The organism is Corynebacterium endometrii (assembly GCF_004795735.1).
Taxonomy (GTDB): domain Bacteria; phylum Actinomycetota; class Actinomycetes; order Mycobacteriales; family Mycobacteriaceae; genus Corynebacterium; species Corynebacterium endometrii.
In genome coordinates this window covers 1,885,793-1,897,608 of the sequence record NZ_CP039247.1, presented here as the reverse complement: position 1 = coordinate 1,897,608, position 11,816 = coordinate 1,885,793, and the positions used below count along the sequence as shown (strand labels likewise).

General features: G+C 63.9%; 12 protein-coding genes. 5 read left to right on the top strand and 7 right to left on the bottom strand.

Annotated elements, in window-relative coordinates; genetic code table 11:
• Nucleotides 1-4 precede the first annotated feature (4 nt).
• From holA to CENDO_RS08550, 3 genes are read left to right on the top strand one after another with little or no spacing between them, the layout of a single operon-like run.
• Nucleotides 5-973, top strand: coding sequence for a DNA polymerase III subunit delta (holA, locus tag CENDO_RS08560; protein ID WP_136141655.1), 969 nt, complete (start codon nucleotides 5-7; stop codon nucleotides 971-973).
• Nucleotides 974-991: 18 nt separating this feature from the next.
• Nucleotides 992-1,399: an ankyrin repeat domain-containing protein gene (locus CENDO_RS08555; RefSeq protein WP_136141654.1), complete on the top strand. Its 408-nt coding sequence runs from the start codon at nucleotides 992-994 to the stop codon at nucleotides 1,397-1,399.
• Nucleotides 1,400-1,403: 4 nt separating this feature from the next.
• Nucleotides 1,404-2,051 (top strand): LysE family translocator, encoded by a 648-nt coding sequence (locus tag CENDO_RS08550; RefSeq protein ID WP_136141653.1) that lies wholly within the window; start codon nucleotides 1,404-1,406, stop codon nucleotides 2,049-2,051.
• Between the two features lie 70 nt (nucleotides 2,052-2,121).
• Here the strand turns inward: CENDO_RS08550 and CENDO_RS08545 are convergent, their stop codons facing one another.
• The 5 genes from CENDO_RS08545 to CENDO_RS08525 form a co-directional block, all read right to left on the bottom strand.
• Nucleotides 2,122-3,144 carry an HNH endonuclease signature motif containing protein gene (locus CENDO_RS08545; protein ID WP_136141652.1) on the bottom strand — a complete coding sequence of 341 codons (1,023 nt, stop codon included), beginning with the start codon at nucleotides 3,142-3,144 and terminating at the stop codon, nucleotides 2,122-2,124.
• Nucleotides 3,145-3,221: 77 nt separating this feature from the next.
• On the bottom strand, nucleotides 3,222-4,580 hold the full coding sequence (locus tag CENDO_RS08540) for a type II restriction enzyme (RefSeq protein ID WP_246014248.1): 1,359 nt from the start codon (nucleotides 4,578-4,580) through the stop codon (nucleotides 3,222-3,224).
• Nucleotides 4,570-5,400, bottom strand: coding sequence for a DNA adenine methylase (locus tag CENDO_RS08535; protein ID WP_136141651.1), 831 nt, complete (start codon nucleotides 5,398-5,400; stop codon nucleotides 4,570-4,572). The genes CENDO_RS08540 and CENDO_RS08535 overlap by 11 nt, the downstream gene beginning before the upstream one ends.
• A gap of 142 nt (nucleotides 5,401-5,542) precedes the next feature.
• On the bottom strand, nucleotides 5,543-5,806 hold the full coding sequence (rpsT, locus tag CENDO_RS08530; protein WP_136141650.1) for a 30S ribosomal protein S20: 264 nt from the start codon (nucleotides 5,804-5,806) through the stop codon (nucleotides 5,543-5,545).
• A 204-nt stretch (nucleotides 5,807-6,010) separates the two neighbouring features.
• Nucleotides 6,011-6,574 carry a type II toxin-antitoxin system PemK/MazF family toxin gene (locus CENDO_RS08525; RefSeq protein ID WP_136141649.1) on the bottom strand — a complete coding sequence of 188 codons (564 nt, stop codon included), beginning with the start codon at nucleotides 6,572-6,574 and terminating at the stop codon, nucleotides 6,011-6,013.
• A 101-nt stretch (nucleotides 6,575-6,675) separates the two neighbouring features.
• On the opposite strand from CENDO_RS08525, the gene lepA reads away from it, so the two are divergent.
• Nucleotides 6,676-8,526, top strand: a complete 1,851-nt coding sequence (gene lepA / locus CENDO_RS08520; RefSeq protein ID WP_136141648.1) for a translation elongation factor 4 — start codon at nucleotides 6,676-6,678, stop codon at nucleotides 8,524-8,526.
• Nucleotides 8,527-8,553: 27 nt separating this feature from the next.
• Here lepA and CENDO_RS08515 read toward each other — a convergent pair whose 3' ends face one another.
• Entirely contained in the window at nucleotides 8,554-9,264 is a 711-nt protein-coding gene (locus CENDO_RS08515) for a YoaK family protein (RefSeq protein WP_136141647.1), read from the bottom strand.
• A gap of 376 nt (nucleotides 9,265-9,640) precedes the next feature.
• Here CENDO_RS08515 and CENDO_RS08510 point away from each other — a divergent pair, with 376 nt between their 5' ends.
• Complete coding sequence (locus CENDO_RS08510) at nucleotides 9,641-10,888, top strand: M20 metallopeptidase family protein (RefSeq protein ID WP_425456222.1); 1,248 nt, start codon at nucleotides 9,641-9,643, stop codon at nucleotides 10,886-10,888.
• On the opposite strand, the gene CENDO_RS08505 is transcribed toward CENDO_RS08510, so the two are convergent.
• On the bottom strand, nucleotides 10,788-11,726 hold the full coding sequence (locus CENDO_RS08505; RefSeq protein ID WP_136141645.1) for a CPBP family intramembrane glutamic endopeptidase: 939 nt from the start codon (nucleotides 11,724-11,726) through the stop codon (nucleotides 10,788-10,790). The two genes, CENDO_RS08510 and CENDO_RS08505, sit on opposite strands and share 101 nt — an antisense overlap.
• Nucleotides 11,727-11,816 lie beyond the last annotated feature (90 nt).

The window sequence follows — 11,816 nt, the reverse complement described above, 5'->3', positions numbered from 1 at the left end:
TGCCATGGCTTTAGCACCCGTACACCTTATCGTCGGCGACGATGAATTCCTCGCCGAGCGCGCCCGCCTTGCCATCCAAAAGGCCGCCGCCGACGAAGCCGGTGCAGCCCCCGAAATCACAAAGCTCCGCGCCGCCGAGGTCACCCAGGGCGAAATCCTCGAAGCCACCAGCCCCTCCCTGTTCGGCGACAACCGAGTCATCGTCATCACCGACGCCGAACGCGTGGGCAAAGACATTATCGAGGTCCTGGCCCAGGCCGCGCTCAACCCCGCGCCGGGGATGACGCTGGTGGTCGTCTACCACGTGACCGCTAAAACCATGAAAGGCAAGAAGAAGCCGCCCGAGCTTCTGGCCAAGCTGGGCAAACTGGCGCAAACCCATGAGGTCTACTCTCTTTACCCGGACGCGCTGCCGCGCTGGGTGACTCAGGAGTTCGCCTCCCATAATGTGCGCCCTACACCGGACGTGATTCACGCCGTGCTGGACGGCGTGGGTTCCGACCTGCGCGAGCTGGCCTCCGCCGTCTCGCAGCTGGTGTTCGACACGGGTGGCAACGTCACACGCGAGGCGGTGCAGAATTACTACACGGGAATCGCGGAGGTGGCGAACTGGGATATCGCCGATGCCGCCGTGGCCGGCAAGACCAACGCCGCCGTCTCCTCATGCCGCCGCGCCCTCCAACTCGGGGCGTCCCCCGTGGCCATTGCCGCCGCGCTGGCCAACAAGGTGGGGGTGGTGGCCCGCCTCTATACCGCCCGCGGGGACCATTTCGCCGTGGCCAAGCAGACTGGGCTCAACCCCTTCGTGGTGAAGATGACCATGCCGGTAGCTAGGCGGTGGTCCGCTGATAACGTCACCAAGGCCGTCATCCTCATGGATGAGCTGGACTATGACGTCAAGGGGCAGTCAGGTAAGAATGACATGTTTGCCATCGAGGCGGCCGTGCGCCGAATTGCGGAGCTTGCTGGCTAAAGCGTTACACTTGGGCGCATGGATGATAAGGAATTAGTGGACTTTGCCACGAAGCTGTTTGATTTCGCCCGCAATGGCGACATGAACCTCGTGGACTATGTCGGTGAGGGCCTTAACGTCAATCTCGTGAATGAAAACGGACAGTCTTTTGTCATGCTCGCCGCGTATCACGGCCATGCCGAGCTGGTCGCCGCCCTGGCCAAGGCCGGGGCGGACGTTAACCTGCTCAATGACCGCGGCCAATCGCCGCTGGCGGGCGCCGTATTCAAGAAGGAAGACGCGGTGATTGACGCCCTGCTGGCCGCCGGTGCCGACCCCCAAGCCGGCTCCCCATCCGCCCTCGACACCGCGCGGATGTTTGAGCGCGCCGACTTGGTGGAGCGCTTCACGGCCGATTCCGGCGCCGCGGGCGCCGCAGGGGAGTAGCCCGGTGAGCCTGAGCGCTTACCTGACCATCATGCTGCTGAACCTGGCCGGGGCGGCCTCGCCCGGGCCGGACATTATTCTGGTCACTCGCATGGCCACCAAGTCCCGCCGCCACGCCGTCGCCGCCTCCCTGGGAATCCAGGTGGGCGTGCTCATGTGGTGCACCCTGACCGTTCTGGGCGCGGCGGCGGTGCTGACCGCGTTCCCGGAGATCCTGGGATTCGTCCAGCTCATCGGCGGCGCGTGGCTGGTGTGGATGGGGTTTAACATGGTGCGTGGCGGCTGGGCGCAGCGAACAACGCCGCCGGTTTCCGTCGCCGCCGCCGAGGCGTCCCTCGGCTCCCCCTGGTCTAGTTTTCGCACTGGGCTGCTTACCAACCTGTCCAACCCGAAAATAGTTCTCTTCCTGGCCGCCCTCGTGGCCCCGCACCTGCCGGCCAACCCAACCCTTGGACTGGCGGTGCTGCTCATCTTGAGCCTGGGCCTGTCCGCGTTGGCGCTCTTTTTGCTGCTGAGTTTCGTGATTTCCACCAACGCCCTGCGCCGGCGCATGCTGGCCGCCGGCCCATGGATTGACATCGTGGCCGGGTCCTTCTTCCTTATTGCTGGCGCCGTGCTGGTGGCCAATGGCATCGTGGCGATTGCCCGCTAGCCTGCACTCCAGCGCATGCCAAGAAGGCGCAGGGGCTCTGCGCCTGGGCTGCATCGCTGCCAGCGGCCGGTTAGGAGATTTTCGCGGCGGCTGGGAAGCGGAAGGCCGATTCGTTGAACAGCAGAGGCCCGCCCCATGGCGGGCGCCACGCGCCAATCCCGGCGGCGATCTCCATCCGCCCACGCGGGGTAAAGTCCGGGTCATCGCCGTTGACGCCGTTGTGATACCCGCAGGCCATGACGGTGGAGTTCATGTTGGTATCCCCGCCGTTTTTATAGGCGACCACGTGGTGCACCTGGCATTCGGTGGCGGGTTTGCGGCACCCGGGCGTGGAGCACGTGGGATTCATGATGGACGCCGCGTGCCTCTGCTTCGGATTGGCGAAGCGCTGCGTGCGGTAGAGATTGCACTTGCCCTCCACCGGGTGAACTAGAAGCACGTATCCGTGTTCTGCCAGTCGCATGTTGAGGTATTGCGCGCCCGTCATCGTCGCGCCGTTGGTGGTGCGAAGCGTGATTTCCTCACCGTCGCCGTCCACAATCTGGTCATGCTGGTCAAGGGTGACTATCATGTTGACGGCCACGGAGGGCGCGCCCACCCCATCGAAGACGGTGTTCTCGAAGCGTTCGATGCTGCCGTCCTGGGTCTGCCAGAAGCTTTCCATGGTCAGTGGCGCGCCGGTTATCACAATCTGGCGGTATCTCTCGTAGCGCCGGATGGCCACGCCGAACTCCGGATCCTTCTTGGGCTTTTTCAGCTTCGCCAATTCGGCCCTGGCCACGGAGTCAATCATGTGCGCCGGCGTCTCGCACAGCGTCCGGCGAAGCTTCCACCGCTTCAACGCGTGCTTGACCTTCTTGACGTGCCGCTCGATGCGCAGCAGGTCGAAGTAGCCGTGGTCCGTGCGCCGGGCCTTGGCCTGGATAACGGTGTACGGCGTATCCCCGAAGTACACGGCGAACAGGCCCAGAAGCTCATCCGCCTCGTCCGGTGAAGCCCCCCAGCCCACCAGATCTGACTTGGGCACGCCCTCAGCCTGCGCCACCAGCTCGAGGCCGCGGGCGCGGATACCAAAGTACGTTTGCAAAGTCATACCCTCACGCTAAACGCGCTTTAGCGACCGTGGCAAGCGTTACCGGGCCCGGGCGGCAAATCTGTGGATAACCTCCCCTACGGCATGTCCAGCTGCTGTTCGTGCACGGTGCGCCAGGCCCATTCCGCCCAAGCCCTGGCGGTTCCGGCCCGACGCAAGCGGGTGGAATCACCCACGGCCTTACCGCGCGATCCTCGAACCTGCGCCGCGGTCATCGCAGCGAATACCGCGTCCTTGCCCGCCAGGGTTCCGGCCGCGAGGCTCTCGCGCAGGACAGTGTGGAACGTGGCGCGGCTGGCGAGAGCGGTGATGATGCCGCGGTTGCGGGCGTTGCGGTCTGGTCGCTCGAAGACGGCGCGGCCGGCGTCGGTGAGGGTGAACGCGCCGTCCTCGGTGCGGGCCATGAAGCCCAGGTACTTCGCCGCGTCCGAGTAGTAGCGCGCCTGGCGCTCCACAAAGCCGTAGTGGCTCCAGATGTCATCCATGGTCAACGGGGCCTCGGCGGCGAGCTCGCAGAGGTTGATCACGCGTTCGAAGGAATCTGCCTGCGGGAACGGTACGCCTTCCGGTTCTGGGCCGGGCGCGGTGGTCTCTAGAATCTCGCGCAGCGCGGCCTCGTCCAACAAATTGGGCGTAAGTGCGTAGCGCGCGCCGTCCACGAAGTGGATGCTGCGCGGATCGGCTGCGTCCCGGAACTCGAACCTGTAGAGGTGGAAGACGCCGTTGGAATAGACCAGGTACACCGGCACCACGGGCTTGGACATCTGCGCCTGGAAGCGGGCCCACGGGTAGTAGAGCTGGCGGATGTTGAAGTCATCATTGATGGAATTTTTGGCCTCGACCAGGCACAGCAGCTCGGGGGATTCCAGGCCGGCGTCGATTTCCATCTGCGCGCGCTCTACGTTTACGTCCAAGGTGCCCATCTTCAGCGGGATTGTCCCCGAGGACATGCGCCCCGACACCGTGGCCTGAAGCCGCCCGCAGCCTAAGAAGTCCTCAAAGATTCCCGCGATTCCGGCGGCGTTGAGCGCCGTGGCCTCCGAGGTAATCGCCCCAAAGTCCAGGGACTCGATGCCCTCCGGGGTGGACCTTTCCCGCACCGGGCCGGTCAGGTCTGGGAATCCGGCGTAGAGATTAAACCGGCCCACGAGGTAGGTATCGCGGCGCACCGCGAGCATGGAAAGGCCGAGCTTTTTGAAGATCCAGGGGCGCGCCTCGGACCAATCGTGCTTTGCCATCAGTCGCGGCTCGCGGCCGGAGAGTCGCTTTAATTCCTTGGCCGTGATCACAAAATGGCCATCCCGCTTCAACGCGTCCGAGTATTCCTGGCGCGCGAAAACCCTCAGCCAACCGTAATCATTGACGCCGAGTTCTGCCGGGGCACCAAAGGCGGCGCGCAGTTTCGCCGCTTCGTCCGAGTCGGGGTTAAAGCTCATAATTACGCACCAAGACCTCATCCACTTTGCCGCGCCTCGAGGCCTTCGAATTGATGGCTCGCGTGGCGCCGACTATCTCCACGGTGTAGTCCGAGTACAGGTCACGGATGAAATCCGTCGCAGAGTTAGAAAGCATGAACTTGACTCCGCGGGCATCAAGTAGATCACAGACTCGCTTGAGCCGCTCCTGCTCCGAGCGGTTGAAGCCGCCGGCCGCATAACCGGTGAAATTGGACGTTTCGTTTACGGGATCGTAGGGCGGGTCGAAGTAGACAAAATCGCCGGAGGCGGCGTCGGCAACGGCGGCGGCGTAATCCCCGTTGAGGAAAAAGACCTCATTGCCGTTGAGGTACTCGCTGACCCCGCGCAGCGTGGGAACGTCGCAGATGGTGGGGTTTTTGTAGCGGCCCCACGGCGCGTTGAGCTGGCCGGCCGCATTGACGCGGTAGAGGCCGTTATAACAGGTCCGGTTGAGATACAGCATGCGCGCGGCGCGCTGCACCGCGGTCAGCTTCGCGTAATCCTCGCTGCGATCCAGCGCGCGTAGCTCGTAGAAGAAATCCTCATCGAACGGGTAAGACTGGAGCAGCTCGATGAGCCCGTCAACATCGGACCGGACCACCTCATAGAGGTTTATCAGCTCACTATTGAGATCATTGACCGCGGCGCGCCCCGGCTGCAGTGAAAATAGCACGGCGCCGCCGCCCAGGAATGGTTCGAAGAACCGCCCGTAGCCTTCCGGCGGGAGGGCGGCGTGGATCTGCGGTAAGAGCTGGCGCTTTCCGCCCGCCCATTTCACCAGTGGCTTAACGTTATTCATCGCCTCACCATCTTAGCGGGCGGCCGGACCGGCCCCGGTATTGCCCCGCACGTCCGTTCGATTGGGGCGGATGGGCCAGGGCATAAAAATAGGCCCCGCCCCGGGGAGGGGAGGAGCCCATCGCGCCAAGACAAGGCGGGGATTAGTCCATCTTGTTCAGAGCGGAAGCCATACCGGACTTCTTGTTAGCTGCGTTGTTGCGGTGGAACACGCCCTTGGAAACGGACTTGTCCAGTGCGCGGGAAGCAACGCGGAGCTGAGCCTCAGCAGCAGCCTTGTCGCCAGCCTCTACAGCGGCGCGGAACTTGCGTATCTCGGTGCGAACGGCGGAACGAACAGCCTTGTTGCGCTGGCGTGCCTTCTCGTTGGTGATGATGCGCTTCTGCTTGGACTTGATGTTTGCCATCGAAATTTACCTCTTAGTAATCGAAGAAATGATTGAGCTGAAATCCCCCAGGACATGTCCTGGCCGGTCGTGCCAGCCGCGGCGGTAACGTTCTAAGGACGGACCCAAGGTCCTGACCGTCCCGGCTACCGCGCCCGGAGAATTTGCAACCCGCAAAGACTACCAAATGCGCTGGGCAAATAGCAACAATGGCGGCCCGCGGTTCTACGCCCAGTGGTAGACCATGCGCAGGCGGTTGGCGATGCGCTCGAAGCGGCGCTGCGGAAAGAGGATTCCGCGGCGGCGCACGTCTTCCTCGGAAATCTCGAGCACCCGGTCCAGGCGGACCCAGCACTGGCGGCCGGTCTCATCCCACTCGCCGGATCCAATCTCCAGCCACCAGTCTTCCTCCTCGTGCGTTGGATTGGGTGAGATGAGCAGGCCCAAAACGTTGGAACGGTTGCGCGCAATGACTAGCACGGCGCGTTCGTGGGGGAGTGAGTCGGGGCCATCGGTGGGGGCCCAGACCCAGACCACCTCACCGGAGTCCGCCTGGCCGTCGATGTCCGGCGAGAACAGGATGGAGCGGGGATGATCCTCGGTGCGTTCCACCCGGATGGGCGCGGCCTTGCGGCGCTCGATAGTGGTTTTGGGCCCGCTGAGCCCCAAGCGCTCGTTGATTCGGGTTAGGCCCAGCTCAAGCGGCTGTTTATGCTCGATTCCAAACGCGCGCAGCAGCGTCGCTAAAGGCCCGTTCGAGCCCCGGCCGGTGTTGCCTGCGTTGGTCATGCACACCATACTAACGCCCCTGCTTACCGCATGGTGGTCATACGGTGTTCATGCGGTAAAGTCAGGGCGAGCAATATCTAGAAAGGTGTGGTCCAACCCGTATGGCCAAGAATTACGCGATCGAGACGTTCACGGAGCCTTCCCGCATCCGTAACTTCTGCATTATCGCCCACATCGACCACGGCAAGTCCACCCTGGCGGACCGTATCCTCCAGCTGAGCCAGGTTGTTGACGCCCGCGATATGCGCGATCAGTACCTGGACAACATGGACATCGAGCGCGAGCGCGGCATCACCATCAAGGCGCAGAACGTGCGCCTGCCGTGGGTCCCACGTACCGGCACCCACGCCGGTGAGCAGATGGTCCTGCAGATGATTGACACCCCAGGGCACGTGGACTTTACCTATGAGGTCTCCCGCGCGCTGGAGGCGTGTGAGGGCGCAATTTTGCTGGTCGACGCCGCCCAGGGCATCGAGGCCCAAACCCTGGCCAACCTGTACATGGCCATGGAAAACGACCTGGAGATCATCCCGGTCCTCAACAAGATTGACCTGCCCGCCGCGGACCCGGAGAAGTACGCCCTCGAGGTTGCCCACATCATTGGCTGCGAGCCAGAAGACGTGCTGCGCGTCTCCGGCAAGACCGGTGAGGGCGTGGAAGAACTGCTGGATAAGGTCGTGGAGCTCATCCCGGCGCCCGCCGATGAGGCCGGCGTGGATGCGCCCGCGCGCGCCATGATCTTCGACTCGGTGTATGACACCTACCGCGGCGTGGTTACCTACATCCGCATGATGGACGGAAAACTCACCCCGCGCCAGAAGATCAAGATGATGAACACGGGCGTCAACCACGAAATCCTCGAGATTGGCGTGGTATCCCCAACCCCCACCCCCTGCAAGGGCCTCGGCCCGGGCGAGGTTGGCTACCTGATTACCGGCGTGAAGGACGTCCGTGAGACCAAGGTGGGCGACACGGTTACCTGGGCGTCCAACGGAGCCGAGCAGCCCTTGAAGGGCTACGCCGACCCTAAGCCCATGGTGTACTCCGGGCTGTTTCCCATCTCCCAGGCGGATTTCCCCGACCTGCGCGACGCGCTGGAAAAACTCCAGCTTAATGACGCCTCCCTGACCTGGGAGCCGGAGACCTCGGTGGCCCTCGGGTTTGGTTTCCGCTGCGGCTTTTTGGGCCTGCTGCACATGGAAATCACCCGCGACCGCCTGCAGCGCGAGTTCGACCTGGACCTGATCTCCACCGCCCCATCCGTGACGTACCGCGTGGTTAAGGAGGATGGTTCTGAGCAGGTGGTGCACAATCCCTCGGACTGGCCGGGCGGCAAGATCAATGAGGTCTACGAGCCGATCGTCAAGATGACCATCATTGTGCCTTCGGAGTTCGTAGGCCCAACGATGGAACTGTGCCAGCAAAAGCGCGGCCAGATGGGCGGCATGGACTACCTGTCCGAGGATCGCGTGGAGCTGCGCTACACCATGCCGCTTGGCGAGATCATCTTCGACTTCTTCGACATGCTCAAATCCCGCACCAAGGGCTATGCCTCGCTTAACTACGAGGAGGCCGGCGAGCAGGTTTCCGACCTGGTGAAGGTGGACATCCTGCTCCAGGGCGAGCCGGTGGACGCATTCTCAGCGATTGTCCACCGCGACAACGCCAATTGGTACGGCAACAAGATGACCAAGAAGCTCAAGGAGCTCATCCCGCGCCAGCAGTTTGAGGTGCCGGTCCAGGCGGCGATTGGCTCCAAGGTCATCTCCCGCGAGAACATCCGCGCCATGCGCAAGGACGTGCTTGCCAAGTGCTACGGCGGCGATATTTCCCGTAAGCGCAAGCTGCTCGAGAAGCAGAAGGAAGGCAAAAAGCGCATGAAGGCAATCGGCTCCGTGAACGTGCCGCAGGAAGCCTTCGTGGCCGCGCTGTCCACCGACGGCGACGATTAGGGCCGCCAACCCCGCCCGGCCGAATCTTTAGGCCGGTTCCGTGTGCACCCGGCGGATGGTGGGCCCGCGGCTGCCGTGGCGGGCCCGGGCCCGCCAGATGAAGGTAAAAACGGTCAAGGCTATGACCAGTGCCGTGGCGATGTAGAGGGAATCCAGCCCAAATCGCAGGTAGCTAAAACCGCCCAGGAAGGCGCCGGCTGTCAGCCCCACCACCATGACAAAGTGCTGCAGCCACGCCGCGTGGGTGCCGCCGAAGAACAGGTCCGCGACGTGCTGGCCCATCTTTACCAGTGTGCCGGTCATATACGTCAGGGGGATGGAGACCTCGCCGCCGCGCTCGAAGATGGAGTTCATGGAGCCAATGCCGGCGCCGAGGGTGACCATGGCGATCCTCGGCAGGCCGATGGCCAGCAGGAGGCAGGAGATGACAAAGAGCACGCACATGTTTGCCATGACTATCTCGCGGACCCAGTCCCTGCGGGCGGTGCGCAGCGCCCAGCGGCGGACAAAGGCCCCCTCGATCACGCCGAAGAGGAAGGCGCCCACGCACGAGGCGGCCAGTACCGCAAGCTCTGGGTGGCCCTCGATGGAGGACACGGCCATGCGGGTGACGTTGCCTGACATGAAGGACAAAAACATCCCGCCTAGGAACATAAAGCCTAGGGAGTCGGCGAAACCGGCCACAAAGGCAAACCCCACCGCTAAGGCCTTTTCGCGGCGAGAATGTCCCACTGCCATTGATGCTCCTTCGACGCGGGGTACCGGGGTAACTGGGACAGGGTACTTCAAATAATCCACGGCTTTGAATAAACGTCCCGGGCGTTTCCATTAAAATGGGCAAAACGCGTTGAGACTCCCTAGACCTTAATTCAGGACTGATTCTTCTATGACCACCCCGCAGTATCCAGAGTCAACCACCCCGCCCGTGCCGGTCGCCGGCCGCAGGTCGGCAGGGCCCGGCCGGATCCACCAGACTGCCAGAGTAGGTCAGCGGCCCGCCCCCAAAAATCGCCAGGGCCAGGCGCTGCCGCCGCTGCCGGTGACGTCCGTGAAACTGGAGGCTGGTTCCTCCGCGCAGGTATTCCGCGAGGCCGCCGCCGAACTTCTGCCGGAAATGCAGGAGATGCGCAGGGATTTGCATCAGCATCCCGAGATCGGCCTGGAGCTGCCCCGTACGCAGGCTAAGGTGCTCGAAGCCTTGGCCGGCCTGCCGCTGGAGATTACCACCGGCCAGGACCTCGATTCCGTGGTGGCCGTGCTGCGCGGAGGACAACGCGGGGATCACCCGGCGTCCGTGCTGCTGCGCGCGGACATGGACGCGCTGGCCGTGCATGAGCGCACCGGTGACCCGTTTGCGTCCGTCAACGAATACATGCACGCCTGCGGCCACGACCTGCACACCGCGGGACTGGTGGGGGCCGCGAAAATCCTCTGCCGGTACCGCGAGGAACTAGCCGGTGACGTGATTTTCATGTTCCAGCCGGGCGAGGAGGGCCCGGGAGGCGCGGCGCCGATGATCGAGGAGGGCGTGCTGGACGCCGCCGGTCGCCGGCCGGTCGCGGCCTACGGCATCCACGTGGGCCCGCAGGATTACGGCACGTTCCACTACATCTCTGGCCCGCTGATGGCGTCGAGCTCCAACCTGTCCATCTCGGTCTTCGGCAAGGGCGGTCACGGTTCCCGCCCGCATGACGCCGTGGACCCGGTAGCCGCGTTGTGCGAGATTGTCACTTCGTTGCAAACCGCCGTGACCCGCCGCTTCGACGCTTTGGACCCGGTGGTGATCACGGTGACTAACCTTTGGGCCGGCGACGGAGCGTTTAACGCCATCCCGGACCGCGCCTCCCTGGGCGCTACCGTGCGCGTGCTGCGCGATGAGCAGATTGACCACGTCCGCCAGGTCATCACGGAGGTCTCCTCCAATATCGCCGCCGCGCATCGCTGTTCCGCGCAGGTGGACTTCGAGATGCTGTATCCCACCACCAAGACCAATGACCGGGAGAATCGCTTCGCGGCGAACGTCTGGTCGGCCATGTTCGGCGCGGAGAACGTGATGCCGTTCGAGGCGCCGATGATGGCCTCGGAGGACTTTGGCTACGTGCTGGCCCAGGTGCCCGGCACCTTCATGTGGCTGGGCACGGCCAACCCTAATACGCCGGAGAACCAGCGCGAGTGGAACCACTCGCCGCTGGCCCGCTTCGATGACCGCATCCTGGGCGACCAGGCCGCCGCGCTGGCGGCCGTGGCCTTCGAGCGCCTGGCTACCGAGCAAGAGCATCCGTCCCCTCAGACTCGCGCGGCGCGCCAGGCTGCGCGGCACCCGGGCGAGGCCCAGTCCCCGGGGACTCAAGCCGGAGAGTAGAGAGCCTTAACAGGAGCAGCGTCGCGGCTACGGTCGCGATGGCCGAGCCCACCACGGAAGACCACGCGAAGCCCGCGTCGGACGTGGCGGACTCAAAGACTCCAATGGTCTCCAGCCCAAACGCGGTGAGATTGCCCGCCGTATGGAGGATAATGGCGGCCTCAAGGCCTCGGGTGTAGTGCGTCAATGCCGCGGCGCAGGTGGCGAAGATTGCAATATCGATCTGCCCCTTGAACCCGTACTCGTGCCCCGCCATGAAGATCGGCAGGCTGACTAGGTAGGGGACCAACGGGTTGCGGATCCATGTGCCCAGCAGCTGGGGCAGCCAGCCCCGGAACACCACCTCTTCCGCGGCGGCCTGCAGGGGAATCAGGGCAAAGATAACGACCAGCATCACAAGCGCGCCCCGGTCGATGTGGACAGCGCCGTTGTCCCCGGTGAAGATGGCCACGGCGCAGTAGACCAGGTAGACCGCCAGGACCGGCGGCACGCTGCGCCACAGCCAGGACCACCGGATGCGGCCGGCCACGGACCACGTAAATCCCGCGATGCGCCTGCCGCCCAGGCGCGCGGCGATCAAAGCGGCCGGCATCATGATGATGATGTACATGGTGAGATCGACGAGGCCGAGGGGGTGGGTTGCCTCGGACGAGTTGAGCGTGGCGCGCGGCACCCCGAAGGAATCCGCAAGCGCAAGGGAGGCGCGATACCACAAGTTCGCGAGCACGAGGCCGGCCAGAATAAAAACTAGGACCTCGGCGAGTGAATGCCACCAGCGCGCCGGCTTCGCCGGGTTGATGCGGGTGGTGCGGGCAAGTCGATGAAATGGAATACTCATGGCTTCAACCTTCCCCGGACGGGGCGGCCGCCGAATCGGCCCCAGGGATGAAATACGCGGGCGGGAAATCCTCCCTGGGGAGGATGCGCG

What these genes read in the sequence shown, in the direction of transcription:
- holA (WP_136141655.1), top strand. Translation starts at nt 5, where the DNA reads ATGGCTTTAGCACCCGTACACCTTATCGTCGGCGACGATGAATTCCTC.
- CENDO_RS08555 (WP_136141654.1), top strand. Translation starts at nt 992, where the DNA reads ATGGATGATAAGGAATTAGTGGACTTTGCCACGAAGCTGTTTGATTTC.
- CENDO_RS08545 (WP_136141652.1), bottom strand. Translation starts at nt 3,144, where the DNA reads ATGACTTTGCAAACGTACTTTGGTATCCGCGCCCGCGGCCTCGAGCTG.
- CENDO_RS08540 (WP_246014248.1), bottom strand. Translation starts at nt 4,580, where the DNA reads ATGAGCTTTAACCCCGACTCGGACGAAGCGGCGAAACTGCGCGCCGCC.
- CENDO_RS08535 (WP_136141651.1), bottom strand. Translation starts at nt 5,400, where the DNA reads ATGAATAACGTTAAGCCACTGGTGAAATGGGCGGGCGGAAAGCGCCAG.
- rpsT (WP_136141650.1), bottom strand. Translation starts at nt 5,806, where the DNA reads ATGGCAAACATCAAGTCCAAGCAGAAGCGCATCATCACCAACGAGAAG.
- CENDO_RS08525 (WP_136141649.1), bottom strand. Translation starts at nt 6,574, where the DNA reads ATGACCAACGCAGGCAACACCGGCCGGGGCTCGAACGGGCCTTTAGCG.
- lepA (WP_136141648.1), top strand. Translation starts at nt 6,676, where the DNA reads ATGGCCAAGAATTACGCGATCGAGACGTTCACGGAGCCTTCCCGCATC.
- CENDO_RS08515 (WP_136141647.1), bottom strand. Translation starts at nt 9,264, where the DNA reads ATGGCAGTGGGACATTCTCGCCGCGAAAAGGCCTTAGCGGTGGGGTTT.
- CENDO_RS08510 (WP_425456222.1), top strand. Translation starts at nt 9,641, where the DNA reads ATGCAGGAGATGCGCAGGGATTTGCATCAGCATCCCGAGATCGGCCTG.
- CENDO_RS08505 (WP_136141645.1), bottom strand. Translation starts at nt 11,726, where the DNA reads ATGAGTATTCCATTTCATCGACTTGCCCGCACCACCCGCATCAACCCG.